The 13,632-nt window shown below is 63.3% G+C and carries 13 protein-coding genes and 1 riboswitch; of the genes, 7 read left to right on the top strand and 6 right to left on the bottom strand.

Annotated elements, in window-relative coordinates; translation table 11 throughout:
- Positions 1–16 precede the first annotated feature (16 nt).
- On the bottom strand, positions 17–961 hold the full coding sequence (gene ppk2 / locus ACH196_RS09660; protein ID WP_396646673.1) for a polyphosphate kinase 2: 945 nt from the start codon (positions 959–961) through the stop codon (positions 17–19).
- Between the two features lie 57 nt (positions 962–1,018).
- Here ppk2 and ACH196_RS09655 point away from each other — a divergent pair, with 57 nt between their 5' ends.
- From ACH196_RS09655 to ACH196_RS09645, 3 genes are all read left to right on the top strand, one after another.
- Complete coding sequence (locus ACH196_RS09655) at positions 1,019–2,287, top strand: ATP-binding protein (protein ID WP_396646672.1); 1,269 nt, start codon at positions 1,019–1,021, stop codon at positions 2,285–2,287.
- A 90-nt stretch (positions 2,288–2,377) separates the two neighbouring features.
- A complete protein-coding gene (phoU, locus tag ACH196_RS09650) occupies positions 2,378–3,100 on the top strand; it encodes a phosphate signaling complex protein PhoU (RefSeq protein ID WP_396646787.1) in 723 nt (240 codons plus the stop codon).
- Between the two features lie 216 nt (positions 3,101–3,316).
- Positions 3,317–4,072, top strand: a complete 756-nt coding sequence (locus tag ACH196_RS09645; protein ID WP_396646671.1) for an MBL fold metallo-hydrolase — start codon at positions 3,317–3,319, stop codon at positions 4,070–4,072.
- Between the two features lie 80 nt (positions 4,073–4,152).
- Here the strand turns inward: ACH196_RS09645 and ACH196_RS09640 are convergent, their stop codons facing one another.
- Positions 4,153–4,668 carry a GcrA family cell cycle regulator gene (locus ACH196_RS09640; protein ID WP_396646670.1) on the bottom strand — a complete coding sequence of 172 codons (516 nt, stop codon included), beginning with the start codon at positions 4,666–4,668 and terminating at the stop codon, positions 4,153–4,155.
- 400 nt (positions 4,669–5,068) lie between these two features.
- On the opposite strand from ACH196_RS09640, the gene ACH196_RS09635 reads away from it, so the two are divergent.
- The 3 genes from ACH196_RS09635 to ACH196_RS09625 all read left to right on the top strand — a co-directional run bounded on the left by ACH196_RS09635 (position 5,069) and on the right by ACH196_RS09625 (position 8,283).
- A complete protein-coding gene (locus ACH196_RS09635; RefSeq protein WP_396646669.1) occupies positions 5,069–6,259 on the top strand; it encodes an aspartate aminotransferase family protein in 1,191 nt (396 codons plus the stop codon).
- Positions 6,260–6,271: 12 nt separating this feature from the next.
- On the top strand, positions 6,272–7,189 hold the full coding sequence (gene argF, locus ACH196_RS09630) for an ornithine carbamoyltransferase (RefSeq protein WP_396646668.1): 918 nt from the start codon (positions 6,272–6,274) through the stop codon (positions 7,187–7,189).
- Positions 7,190–7,296: 107 nt separating this feature from the next.
- Positions 7,297–8,283: an Hsp33 family molecular chaperone gene (locus tag ACH196_RS09625; protein WP_396646667.1), complete on the top strand. Its 987-nt coding sequence runs from the start codon at positions 7,297–7,299 to the stop codon at positions 8,281–8,283.
- A gap of 108 nt (positions 8,284–8,391) precedes the next feature.
- On the opposite strand, the gene apaG is transcribed toward ACH196_RS09625, so the two are convergent.
- The 3 genes from apaG to ACH196_RS09610 all read right to left on the bottom strand — a co-directional run bounded on the left by apaG (position 8,392) and on the right by ACH196_RS09610 (position 11,599).
- Entirely contained in the window at positions 8,392–8,784 is a 393-nt protein-coding gene (gene apaG, locus ACH196_RS09620) for a Co2+/Mg2+ efflux protein ApaG (protein ID WP_396646786.1), read from the bottom strand.
- A 59-nt stretch (positions 8,785–8,843) separates the two neighbouring features.
- Positions 8,844–10,313 (bottom strand): hypothetical protein, encoded by a 1,470-nt coding sequence (locus tag ACH196_RS09615; RefSeq protein ID WP_396646666.1) that lies wholly within the window; start codon positions 10,311–10,313, stop codon positions 8,844–8,846.
- A gap of 92 nt (positions 10,314–10,405) precedes the next feature.
- A complete protein-coding gene (locus ACH196_RS09610) occupies positions 10,406–11,599 on the bottom strand; it encodes an O-succinylhomoserine sulfhydrylase (protein WP_396646665.1) in 1,194 nt (397 codons plus the stop codon).
- A 56-nt stretch (positions 11,600–11,655) separates the two neighbouring features.
- Positions 11,656–11,733: riboswitch (SAM riboswitch) on the bottom strand.
- Positions 11,734–11,805: 72 nt separating this feature from the next.
- Here ACH196_RS09610 and ACH196_RS09605 point away from each other — a divergent pair.
- Positions 11,806–12,894 carry a 2'-deoxycytidine 5'-triphosphate deaminase gene (locus tag ACH196_RS09605; protein ID WP_396646664.1) on the top strand — a complete coding sequence of 363 codons (1,089 nt, stop codon included), beginning with the start codon at positions 11,806–11,808 and terminating at the stop codon, positions 12,892–12,894.
- Here the strand turns inward: ACH196_RS09605 and ACH196_RS09600 are convergent, their stop codons facing one another.
- Positions 12,895–13,590: a hypothetical protein gene (locus ACH196_RS09600; protein ID WP_396646663.1), complete on the bottom strand. Its 696-nt coding sequence runs from the start codon at positions 13,588–13,590 to the stop codon at positions 12,895–12,897.
- Between the last annotated feature and the right edge of the window lie 42 nt (positions 13,591–13,632).

Here is a 13,632-nt window from a genome sequence, read left to right as displayed (position 1 = left end):
GCCTAGACACAAAACCTCAATTCTCCTGGATAAACCCCGGTCCTATCCCGATGATCTTCTTGTCTGGCTTGCCGATGGCCGCCTCGTCCCGTTTTTCGTAGGGGATCGATTTGAGGATATGGCGGATAACCTCGATGCGGTCGCGGCGCTTGTCGTTCGAGAGCACGATCGTCCATGGCGCATGAGCCGAATGAGTTTTCTCGATCATCTTCTTGCGGGCGGCGGCGTATTCGGCCCATTTGGTCATTCCGGCCCTGTCCATGTCGGTGAACTTCCAGCTCTTGAGCGGACTGTGGCGACGGTCGTGGAAGCGTTCGAGTTGCGTCTCCTGACCGATTTCGAGCCAGAACTTGAAGAAACGGATTCCATCCCGAACGATCGCCAGCTCGAATTGCGGCGTTTCCGCCAGGAAGCGTACATGCTGCTCGGGCGTGCAGAAGCCCATTACAGGTTCGACGCCGGCGCGGTTGTACCAGGAGCGGTCGAAGGAAACGAATTCGCCAGCCGTGGGGAAATGAGAGATGTAGCGCTGATAATACCACTGGCCGCGCTCCGTCTCCGTCGGCTTGGCTAGTGCGACGTTGCGGGCCGTCCGCGGGTTCATGAACTGATGCAGGACGTTGATGGTTCCACCCTTGCCGGCGGCGTCCCTGCCCTCGAACAGCACAAGCACGCGTTCGCCGCTAGCTTGCATCCAGACGACCAGCTTCACCAGTTCGATCTGGAGGCGCTCCAGCGTCGGTTCATATTCGTCCTCGTCGAGTTTCTTGTCGTAAGGAAAGCCACCGGAGGTGAGTTTCTTGTTCTCCACCCAGTCCGGCAGCACGGGGTCGTCGATGTCGAAAATCCGTTCCGTGCCGCCGACGTCGATCTTGATCCCGCCTTCCGTCATCTCAGCTTTACTCTTCTGGGTTTTCATGCCGGACACTTTCGCGTTTCGATTCATGCTATTGGGTGACATGACGCTGGTCCAGAAGCAATCCGTGAGGGAGTCGTGCAGGTCCGGTGGGCCGGATCGATGACGGACACCGCCCAAGCAACCAATGGCCGCCGTCTGGCGCGGCTCGCCTGGGGCCGCCTGTGGCAGGCGCGCTGGCTGTTCGTGGCCGCCGTCGCCGCCGCACTCGTCCTGCATGCCACGGCCGGTGGCTCGACGCTCGCCGTGTTGGCGATCGTCCTGGCACTGTTGGCCGTGGCCGCACTGTCGCCCCGCAGGATACTGCCGGAACGCCCGGCGAGCCTCCCAGCACAGAGCCGGTCTCCTGTCTCCGAGGACCTCTCGGCCGAAAGCCTTGCCGCCGCCGTCGCCGACCCGCTGATCGTCTTCGACGCGAGAGGCGTCGTCACGCTTTCCAACAGCGCGGCAGCATCGGCGTTCGGCGACATCCAGGCCGGCATATCGATGCCGTTGAAATTCCGGGCGCCGGAAATGCAGGACCTTCTGGAAAGCATGCTGTCGGGGCGTTTTCCCTCCAAGACCGTCGAATACACCGAGCGCGTTCCCATCGAGCGCGTGCTGCGGGTCACCGCGACAGCGGTCGGCCGCGGCACCGGCCTGTTCGTCATGGTCTTCAAGGACCAGAGCGAGTCGCGCCGCATCGACCGCATGCGCGCCGACTTCATCGCCAATGCCAGCCACGAATTGCGCACCCCGCTGGCCTCGATCGCCGGTTTCGTCGAGACGCTGCGCGGCCCGGCGAAGAACGATGCCGCCGCGCGCGAACAGTTTTTGCAGATCATGCAGAACCAGACCTCCCGCATGGCGCGGCTGATCGACGATCTGTTGTCGCTGTCGCGGCTGGAGATGAAGGCAATGACCGTCGGCGGCGCCAAGGTCGATCTCGGCCGGGTCATCGAGAGCGTCGTGGATTCACTCCGGCCCCTCGCAGCCGAAAGCGGCGTCGTCATCGAAAACCGCATGGGCGAAGACCGGATCGAAGTGCCGGGCGATCGCGACGAGCTTTTTCAGGTTTTCGAGAATTTGGTCGAGAATGCCTGCAAATATGGCCAGTCCGGCGGCCGCGTGGTGGTGTCGGCAGCCCGTCCAGATCAGGGCGAGATTGCCGTCGAGGTGCGCGATTTCGGCCCCGGCATTCCGGAGGAACACATCCCGCGCATTACCGAGCGGTTCTACCGGGCCGACGTCGAGAACAGCCGCTCGAATAAAGGCACGGGCCTCGGCCTGTCGATCGTTAAACATATCGTGACCAGGCACAAGGGAAGGTTGTCGATCACCTCGAAAATGGGCGAAGGGGCGGCCTTTACCGTGCATCTACCCGTTAGGTAGCAGGATTTCTTCAATCTGTAACATGACTGGTCTATTGATTCGCGCCAGATTAGTTTGACGCGTCCGAAAAGTCGCAAGATCATGACCGCAATGCCCTCGCATCATATCGTCAGCTCTTATGACGACGAGCTGAAATACCTGACCCGGAAGATCGCGGCGATGGGTGGTCACGCCGAGCGCATGGTCGACCAGGCGGTGTCGGCGCTCGTCCATGCCGATCTGACGCTGGCGCGAAAAGTGATCGACGACGACCTGATGCTCGACGAGGCGCAGCGCGAGATCGACGAGCGCACGATTTCCATGATCGCCCGGCGCCAGCCGCTCGCCGGCGATCTGCGCGAGATCGTCGGGGCGATCCGCATCTCCGCCGATCTGGAGCGCGTCGGCGACCTCGGAAAGAACGTCGCCAAGCGGGCCGTCGCGGTCGGCGACGGGCTTGACCCCGCGAGCCCTTTCCGCGGCCTGCAGGCGCTGGTCGATCTGGCGCTGACCCAGCTCAAGGACGTGCTCGACGTCTACGCCACGCGCTCCGTCGAGCGGCTCGCCGCCATGCGCGACCGCGACGACCAGATCGACGCGATGTACACGTCGCTGTTCCGCGAGCTGCTCACCTACATGATGGAGGATCCGCGCAACATCACGCCCTGCACGCATCTCCTGTTCTGCGCCAAGAACATCGAGCGCATCGGGGATCATGCGACCAACATCGCCGAGGCGATCTACTACATCGTCACCGGCGAGCAGATGCCGCCCAACCGGCCAAAGGAAGACAAAAGCCACAATGTGACGCTGGCTGCGAGCGTCCCGGCGTAGGCATCCGCCCAGCGGGTTCTTTCCGTTCCTCCTTATTGAAAAACTACCGCGCGACCGTCGACAGTCGGAAATTTCACATCTGCGGATGACGGGCGCATTCCGTGCTCGCAAATGCCCAGGATATGAACGAAGCCAGGCTCGCATGACAGGTCGCGCTTGGCTATTGCGTCGCCCAACGCTCCGGACTGCTGGAGCCGATTCCCGATGGAGCGGCGGATGCACCTTCAACTCCTGCGCAACGCGACCCTCACGCTGACCTACGCCGGAAGGACCATACTCATCGATCCGGATTTTGGGCCGAGACACAGCCGGGTCTCCTTCACCAGCCGCTCGCGGAACCCGATGGTCGAGCTTCCGGAAAGCATCGACACTATCCTGCAAGGTGTTGAATTGGTCATCGTCTCGCATCTGCACCAGGATCATTTCGACACGATCGCGAGGCAAAGCGTGCCGAAGACGCTTCCGCTGATCTGCCAGCCCGGCGACGAGACAACCATTCGCGACCTCGGATTTACCTCCGTGACGCCTTTGACGGACATCATCAACTGGCACGGCATTTTGTTGACGCGGCGCGAAGGCAGCCACGGCCTCGGGCCGGTGGTCGACAAGATGGGCTCCGTGATGGGTCTTAGCCTGGAGGCGGAGGGCGAGCCGAGCGTCTATTGGGCAGGCGATACGGTGCTCTACGCACCGGTCGCCGAAACGATCGCCGCGACGCGGCCGGACATCATCGTCACGCATTCCTGCGGCGCGCGCTGGGATGGCGACCTGATCGTCATGGACGCGGCGCAAACCGTCACCGTCTGCGAGGCCGCTCCGGCGTCGATCATCGTGGCGACGCACATGGAGGCGCTCGACCATGCCACCATATCGCGGCAGGAACTCCGCCGGGCAGCCGACGAAGAAGGCATTCCAGCCTCGCGGCTACTCATCCCCGCGGATGGCGAAACGCTGTCTTTCCTGAAGCGATAGCCACCCGCCAGGCTGCTCGCGCAGCCTTGGTCGGTCAGCCAGAATACAGATTTTAGGCGCGCGGCGGCCCGGCCGCAAACTTACCTGACGCGCCGCCGCTCCGACGCCGGCTGGAAGGCGATCCGCGCGTGATAGCGGCAGTAGGGGCCGCTTTCCGCGCAGTCGTTGCCGCAGAAATGAAAACCCTCGGCCAGAGGGTCGCCGATCGGCCATTTGCAGGTCCGCTCATTGAGCTGGATGAGCTGCAGGTTGCGCGAGATCGGCACCACGACATCCTCGGCGGAACGGTCGACGTGGCGCACCAGCGGCTCTGCATCGAACTGCGTCTGCAACGCCGTCGCGCCGATTGAGGGCGCGACCGTGCGTCCGGCCGGAGCCGGGCGCGGCGCCGGCTTGGCGGCGACCGGCTGCGCCGGCTTCTTCTGCCGTGCGGGCGCCGGATTGGCGCGGCCGCGGCCGGAAAGTTTCAGTCGATGCACCTTGCCGATCACGGCGTTGCGGCTGACCCCGCCCAACTGGGCGGCAATCTGGCTGGCGCTCAGCCCCTCCGACCAAAGCTTGCGCAAGGTTTCAACGCGTTCGTCTGTCCACAGCATGGGTCGGTCTCCTGACGCCGCGTGCGGGACGTATGAATCCTTTCACCCTCCCGGTTGCACAAAACCGGGCTGACACCACATATACAGGTGAAATGAGTGCCGCCGCACGATATCTAGCTATCTCGTGATCCCTTCGTAACGTATCGGCTGACTCCGTGACAAGAGTCCCGTTTGCAACACGAATCGGAAAAATGGGTTTTCCCCAACTTGCCTCCGCTCTGGAAGCAAGCCGGCCAAGCAGGTTAATGGCCGATTGCAGTACCGAAGGCCGAGGACTGGCTGATCTGCCGCTGGCCCAACGACGTTTTCGTTGACTTCGCGGCCGAAAAACTCAATATGCCCCTGAAAGAGCCGCCGCTTCGGCGGCTTTTTGATTTCCTGGGTTCCGGAGACGCATGTAATGAGCGGATCGGCGCTTTACGAGACCTTTTCCCGCGCGCCACTGGCGTTCGAGCGCGGCGAGGGATGCTGGCTGATCGACGGCAAGGGCGAGCGATATCTCGACTTCGCAGCCGGCATCGCCGTCAATTCTCTCGGCCACAGCCATCCCGCGCTGGTCTCCGCGCTGACCGAACAGGCCGGAAAGCTCTGGCACGTCTCCAATCTTTATGAGATTCCGGGACAAAGCCGGCTGGCCGAGCGGCTCGTCGCCAACTCTTTCGCCGACAAGGTGTTCTTCACCAATTCCGGCGCCGAGGCGCTGGAATGCGCCATCAAGACGGCGCGCCGCTATCAGTACGTTTCCGGTCATCCCGAGCGTTTCCGCACCATCACCTTCGAGGGCGCCTTCCACGGCCGCACCCTTGCCACCATCGCCGCCGGCGGGCAGGCGAAATATCTTGAAGGTTTTGGGCCCAAGGTCGAGGGTTTCGACCAGGTGCCGTTCGGCGACATCGAGGCTGTCGAGAAGGCGATCACGCCGGAGACCGCGGCGATCCTGATCGAGCCGGTGCAGGGCGAAGGCGGTATCCGCGAGGTGCCGGCGCAGACGCTGCGGCGGTTGCGCGAGCTTTGCGACGAGAATGGCCTGCTGTTGATCTTCGACGAGGTCCAGTGCGGCGTCGGGCGTACCGGAAAACTCTTCGCCTATGAATGGTCCGGCGTCGCGCCCGACCTGATGGCAATCGCCAAGGGTATCGGTGGCGGCTTTCCGGTCGGCGCCTGCCTTGCGACGGACGAGGCGGCCAAGGGGATGACCCCCGGCGTGCATGGCACCACCTTCGGCGGCAACCCGCTGGCGATGGCGGTCGGCAACGCGGTGCTCGACGTGGTGCTGGCGGACGGCTTCCTCGACGAGGTCAAGCGCAAGGCGCTGCTCCTGAAGCAGGGGCTGGCCGGTGTCGCCGACGAGTTCCCCGACGTGATCGAGGAAGCTCGCGGCACCGGCCTGCTGCTCGGCGTGAAATGCCGGGTCCAGAATACGAAAATGCAGGCGGGGCTGCGCGACGAGAAAATGCTGTCGGTCACCGCCGGCGACAATGTCGTGCGCCTGTTGCCGCCGCTCACCGTCAGCGACGAGGAAATCCGCGACGCGCTCGGCCGCATCCGCGACGCCGCATCCCGGCTCTCGACACCCGCCGCGGCGGAATAGGACCCCCGCGTAATGCAGAACGGCATAAGGCATTTCACCGACCTGTCCACGGTCCCGGCCGTCGAACTGCGCGCCATGCTGACTGACGCCGGCATCCGCAAGGCCGACATCAAGGCCGGCAAGCGCTCGCGACCGCTCGACGGCAAGGTGCTTGCGATGATCTTCGACAAGCCGTCGACGCGCACCCGTGTCTCCTTCGACGTCGGCATGCGCCAGCTCGGCGGCGAAACGATTATGCTGACCGGCACGGAAATGCAGCTCGGCCGCAGCGAGACCATCGCCGACACGGCAAAAGTCCTGTCGCGATACGTCGACGCCATCATGATCCGCACCACGGCGCATGACCGGCTGATCGAACTCACCGAGAGCGCCACGGTCCCGGTGATCAACGGCCTGACCGACGACACCCATCCGTGCCAGCTCATGGCTGACATCATGACCTTCGAGGAGCACCGCGGCCCGGTCGCCGGCAAGACCTTCGCCTGGGTGGGGGACGGCAACAATGTGCTGCATTCGCTGCTCGAGGCTTCCGCGCGGTTTTCCTTCCAGGTCAATGTCGCGGTGCCCGAAGGAAGCGAGCCGCAGCGGAAATATGTCGACTGGGCAAAGGCCAATGGCGGCAGCATCAGCTTCACAAGGAATGCCGAGGAGGCCGTCGAGGGCGCCGACTGCATCGTCACCGACTGCTGGGTGTCCATGGGCCAGGAGCATCGCGCCCGCGGCCACAACGTCTTCCTGCCCTACCAGGTCAATGAGCGGCTGATGGCGCGTGCCAATCCCGACGCCCTATTCATGCACTGCCTGCCGGCGCATCGCGGCGAGGAAGTCACTAACGAGGTGATCGACGGGCCGCATTCGGTGGTGTTCGACGAGGCCGAGAACCGGCTGCACGCCCAGAAGGCCGTGCTCGCCTGGTGCCTGCGCGCTTGAACCGCCGGGGCAGCGCCCCTATTTCTGCGCCAACACCCTGAAGACTTGATTGTAAGCGGTGTCCGTGGCGGCGTTGATCCGCCCGCGGAGCCGGAAGGATTGGTGCGATGAGCGAGCAACGCAAGCTTGGCGATATCGGCTTTGCCGGAGACGACGACGTGGTGCCCTTCGAGGTTGCCGCGCTGGATGTGCGTGGACGCGTCGTCCAGCTCGGCCCGATGCTCGACCAGATTCTCAGCCGCCACGACTATCCGGAGCCGGTGGCCCGACTGGTGGCGGAAGCCTGCCTGGTCACCGTGCTGCTCGGCACCTCGCTGAAATTCGAGGGGAAATTCATCCTGCAGACCCGCACCGACGGGCCGGTCGACATGGTCGTCGCCGATTTCGCGACGCCGACGTCGCTGCGCGCCTATGCGCGTTTCGATGCGGAGAAACTTGTGGCTGCCGTCGCCGCCGGCGAGGCTACGCCCGGCAAACTGCTCGGCAACGGCGTGCTGGCGCTGACCATCGACCAGGGCGAGCACACGCAGCGCTATCAGGGCGTCGTCCCGCTCGACGGCACCGATTTGCAGGAAGCAGCAAAAACCTATTTCCGCCAGTCGGAGCAGATTCCTACCGACGTAAGGCTGTCGGTCGGCAAGATCGTGCTGCCCGGCAATGGCGGCAGCCACGAGCACTGGCGCGCCGGCGGGCTCTTGGCGCAGTTCCTGCCCAAGGCGGCGGAGCGCACCCGCGTGCCCGACCTGCCGGGCGGCGACGATCCGTTCGCAGCGCCTCAGGAGATCGCCGACGCCGCCTGGCAGGAACTTCTGGCGCTGGTCGCGACCGTCGAGCACGAGGAACTGCTGGACCCGAAGGTAGGCTCGGAGCGGTTGCTCTACCGGCTGTTCAACGAGCATGGCGTGCGCGTCTTCGAGGGCACGCCGGTCGAGGATCGCTGCTCCTGCTCTGAAGACCGCATCCGCGGCATCCTCGAAGGATTTACCGCGGAGGAGATCACAGACTCGACCGAGGAAGGCGTTATCCGGGTAAACTGCGAGTTCTGCTCGAAGGCCTACCTATTCGAGCCCTCGGAGTTCTCGGCGCAGGCATGAAGGTTAAGTGCCAGGGACAGTTTACTTTTTTCGGCCAGTGCGACTTCTGAACCGATGCGCTCTTCTGCCGAAAAAGTAAACTGTCCCCTGCGGCTCTGCACTTACGCCTCAATTCACCGTGCGCTTGCCGTCCGGCAAATCCAGCGAAAACGCCGGTATATCGACGTCGAACATGTCGCCCCTGGCGTTCTGCATCGTGTAGCGGCCGACCATGATGCCCGATGGCGTCGGCAGCGGGCACCCGGACATATACTGGTAGCTGTCGCCGGGATCGAGGTCGGGCTGCTCGCCGACCACGCCCGGCCCCTGCACCTCCTCGACGCGGCCGGCGCCGTCGGTGATGTGCCAGTAGCGCGACAAGAGCTTCACATGCTCGTCCGACTGGTTGTCGATGGTGACGCGATAACCCCAGACATAGCGGTTTTCGGCCGGGTCGGAGCGCTCCGCGAGGTAAAACGGTTCGACGCTGACCTCGATGTGGTGCGTGACGGCTTTGTACATGCCGGCTCCCGTCTTGACGGTCCTGGCGGACGGCCTGCCGCCAGGCATTGAAGGCGACTTCATTGCGGCGGCTCGGGCATCGGCACCGGATCGGCCGGCTTGATCATCGTGCCATTGACGAAGACCGAGCCGTCGGCTCTGACATTGACCGCCCATAACAGGCGCCCGTCCGGCAGCGCCCTGCCGAAACCCTTGACCATCGCCAGCGCCGGCAGCACCTCCGCGACCTGCTGATCGTTAGGCGCAGCCGCCTGCAGCGTGGCCACGGCCTTGTCGAAGCCCGCGGCCTCGATCGTCGCATCCATGACCGGCTTGCCGTCCGGAAACACCATCTCGCCCTCGACGACGAATTCGGTATCGGCATTGCGGATCGCGCTTTTTGCCAGCACGATCTTCGGCGGATTGGCAATGAATTCCGCCTCGATGGCGTCTGTCACCGCGACCGGCACGGGTGGATCCTGGTTAAGATCAAAACTCTCGATCATCTTGCGCGCCGGCTCCTCCAGATTGAGGTTGGTGCCGCTGAAATTCAGGTCCACCTCGGTCGGTATCAGCGCCGGCGCCCAGGCGGGCAGGAAGAACGAGGCGACTTCCAACTCCGACAGCTTGATGGCGTAACCCAGGCTGCCATTCTGCCGGATGCCGTCCATGGCCACCGAAACGCCAGCCTTGCCGGTCCGGAATATGCCGACCGGCGTCGTCACCGACAGATCGGAAAATCCATAGGTGCCATCAACATGCTCCCACAGCGGCAACGCCGCGGAGAGCAGCGATTTCAATTCGGCCTGATTGGCTTTGACCTTCGCCTCGTCATTGTTGGTTACCGCGAAGGCGAGCATATCGAGCAGGCTTCCCCACTTATACCCTGTGCCATTTGCATCCAGCGACAGCGACGCGGCCTTCATTTCCATCGGGAAGTTGGTGTTGTTCTCGGGGTCGACGACGTTCTGGCTCTGGACAAAGTCCGCCATGACCTGCTTCGAGGTGAAGTCGATGCCGCCATTTGCCGACTTCGTCCCGCTTATCGAGACCGTGCCCGCGCCGTAGCTGGTTTCGCCTCGGCCCGTTGGAGCCTCGGTCACCAGCTTGATGCCGGAATGCGAACCGGTGGCGCTGGAGAACGCGCCAAGCGTGGGATCGAAGACGCCGCTCATCTTGCCGTCGCTGACCGTCCACTGGAAACGCTGCTTCATGGGCGGCTGGCTGATCTCGACCCAGCCGTCAGGGGACAGCGCGCCGTCGACTTGCCAGGTTCCGTCGGCCAGCGGCTTTACCCGCAGCCCGTAAGACGACACCTCATACTTGACCATGTCCTGGGGCGGAAACAGGGAGGCAATGCGGTTGAAATCGAAGTCGATCCGGTAGGCGTCGCCATCGGCCGCGACCTTTACGATGCCTTTTTCGAAGGCGGTCTTGCCGACATAACGCGACAGCGTGTCGGAGAGTTGCGTCGCGCCCGGACCATCCACGGTCTGGGCGGCGGCGGGAGCGGCGAAGGCGACGATCAGGATCGGAAGAAGGACACGCAAGACGACGCTCCATCGGAAGGGCAGGCTCGGCAGAGCCTAGCCGCTCGCGCCACCGATGCCAACTGCGCGTGTTGTGCCTGGTCGAACCGGCGTCAGGCAGCCGCCTTCAGCGCCCGCTCGATGTCTTCGATCAGGTCGCCCGCATCCTCCAGCCCGACGGACAGCCGCACCGTGCCCGGCCCGATGCCCAGTTCGGCGCGCGCCTCGTCGGTCAGGTTCTTGTGCGTGGTCGTGGCCGGATGAGTGATCAGGCTCTTTGAATCGCCCAGATTGTTGGAGATCAGGATGATTTCCAGCGCGTTCGAGAAGGCGAAGGCCGCCTGCTTGCCGCCCTTCAGGTCGATGCAGATCAGCGTCGAGCCGCCGGTCATCTGCTTGGCCACGACATCGGCCTGCGGATGATCGGCGCGGCCGGGATAGATCACCCGGGCGACCTCAGGCCGTTCGGCCAAAAAGTCCGCGATTTTTCCGGCGCTCTCGGTCTGCTGGCGCACACGGATCGGCAGCGTCTCCAGCCCCTTCAGCAGCGTCCAGGCGTTGAACGGCGACAGGCTGGGGCCGGTATGGCGGAAATAGTCGTGAAGGTTCTCGTCGATCCACTTCTTGTCGGAGAGGATGACGCCGCCCAGGCAGCGGCCCTGGCCGTCGATATGCTTGGTGGCCGAATAGACGACGACATGCGCGCCAAGCTGCAGCGGCTTCTGCTGCAGCGGCGTAGCAAAAACATTGTCCACCACCAGCCGCGCGCCGATCGAATTGGCGAGCGCTGCGACCGCAGCGATGTCGACCACTTCCAGCGTCGGGTTGGTCGGGCTTTCCAGGAAGAACAGTTTTGTGTTCGGCCGCACCGCCTTTTCCCAGTTGGCGATGTCGGTGCCGTCGACCAGTGTCGCCTCGATGCCGTAGCGCGGCGCCAGCGTTTCGACCACCCAGCGGCAGGAGCCGAACAGGGCGCGGGCCGCGACGATATGGTCGCCGGCGCGCAGGCCGCACAGGATCGCCGAGGTCACCGCCGCCATGCCGGAGGATGTCGCCCGCGCATCCTCCGCACCCTCCAGCGCGCACATGCGCTTTTCGAACATGTCGACGGTGGGGTTGGCGTAGCGCGAATAGATGAAGCCGGGGTTCTCGCCCTTGAAGCGGGCCTCGGCGGCTTCGGCGGTCTCGTAGACGTAGCCCTGGGTGAGGAAGATCGCTTCCGACGTCTCGCCGTGATCCGAGCGCAGCGTGCCTCCGTGCACCAGGCTGGTCGCCGGCTTCCAGTTGCGTTGATGGTCATGCGCCATGGGTAACCCCCAAAAACAAAAAAACCGGCCGCGAAAGTCGCAACCGGTCCATATGGCCTTGCGGCCCGACGGTCCTTTAGCGACTTGTTTAACGTGGCTGCAAGCCGACCGGCCAAATCACCACGGGATAAGTTTCCCTTAGACCTGTCGTGCGCTTGCGTCAATCATGTGGTTGGCTAAAGCAAGGCATCGAATTGGAGCACGACGTGCGCGGAGAAGGCATCCTTCCGGATCATCGGATCGCAGACCTGTTCCAGTCAGGTGCGCTTGCAGCCGCGCGCCCGCTCGACGGCGACCAGATCCAGCCGGCCAGCCTCGACCTGCGCCTCGGCGACAAGGCGTTCCGCGTGCGCGCCAGCTTCCTGCCCGGCGGCAGGCATACGGTCGCCGAAAAGCTCGACCGGCTGAAGCTGCACGAGATCGACCTTGCCAACGGCGCGGTGCTGGAGACGGGCTGCGTCTACATCGTCCCGCTTCTCGAAAGCCTGAAGCTGCCAGCCGAGGTCGCGGCGTCCGCCAATCCCAAGAGTTCGACCGGCCGGCTGGATATTTTTACCCGCGTCATGACCGACCGCGGCCAGGAGTTCGACAAGATCCCTGGCGGCTACGAAGGACCGCTTTATCTCGAGGTCAGCCCGCGCACGTTCCCGGTGGTGGTGCGCACCGGCTCGCGGCTTTCCCAAATCCGCTTTCGCACCGGCAATGGGGTGATCGGCGAGTTTGCGCTGCAGGCGCTGCACGACACGGAGACCCTGGTCGCCTCGGAGGAGCCCAACATTTCCGGCAGCGGCATCGCGCTGTCGATCGACCTGATGGGCGACGCCAACGGGCTGGTCGGCTATCGCGGGAAACACCACACCGGCATCGTCGACGTCGACAAGCGCGCCGCGCATGACGTATTCGATTTCTGGGAGCCGCTCTACCGGCGCGGTGAGCCCGGCGAACTGGTGCTCGATCCCGACGAGTTCTACATCCTCGTCAGCCGCGAGGCGGTGCACGTGCCGCCGCTCTACGCCGCCGAGATGACGCCCTTTGATCCATTGGTCGGCGAGTTCCGCGTGCACTATGCAGGTTTCTTCGATCCCGGCTTCGGCCACTCCGCCGCCGGCGGCACGGGCAGCCGCGCCGTGCTGGAAGTACGCAGCCACGAGGTGCCGTTCATCCTCGAACACGGCCAGGTCGTCGGCCGCCTCGTCTACGAGCACATGCTGGCCGCGCCGCGGGCGCTCTACGGCACCGACCTCGGCTCCAACTACCAGGCGCAGGGGCTGAAGCTGTCGAAGCATTTTCGCTAGTCAGGTCGTCTTGTTGTCGCTCAAGAACTGCGCGGACAGATGAGCCAGCATTTCAAAGTCCCTTCCGGCGTAGGGATCAGACCTATCCGCGCGCAGCTTCTGAATGTACGGAGCCAAGATGTGCCAGTTGCGGTGAATTGGCACGCTCCAGGTGTCGATTATATATGCTGCCGGAAGAAGACCTTGCCTGACCATCGTCCCCACAGATTCAAATTTCCGCGCCGCAGCCTCAGCGGCGGTCAATTGGGCTTTGCTCCAAAACGAAACGGGAAGATCGAAATCTTTTCGGAAATGAGCTATATAGCCTCTTGCGCTTAGCGCGTCTTGCGATTCGATGATGTCCAATGCGACCTTGAACGTCTGTGCATAAATTGTCTTGTTGAGTGCCTTTTGTGATTCTTCCTGAGCATTGGCTGATCTGATCAACTCGGCACGATTGTCGATCAACTCTTGGCGTTGGAGCGACAATTCTTCCCGTTGGAGCAGGATCGCAACGATAACTCCGGCAAAAGCAAGCCCGGAGAATAGTGCATTTATGCTCCCGTAAAGATCTCCTGCCTGGCCGCGTTCCGCCATCCCAATGAAGAAAAACTTCATCACGAACGGAGTGACTGCCCAAACGAGAATAACCGCGGCAAACATAAGCAGGACAGGAACTGTGCTCGGTTTTTGGCTTCTTCCATTCCTCGATGTCACTTCCGCCTCCTCATTTCAAACCCGGCTGTTGCTAAGCTCTCT

This window comes from Mesorhizobium sp. IMUNJ 23232 (genome assembly GCF_044326205.1).
Classification (GTDB): domain Bacteria; phylum Pseudomonadota; class Alphaproteobacteria; order Rhizobiales; family Rhizobiaceae; genus Kumtagia.
Note: the sequence above shows the minus strand (reverse complement) of the source record. Positions and strands in the feature narration are given on the sequence as shown.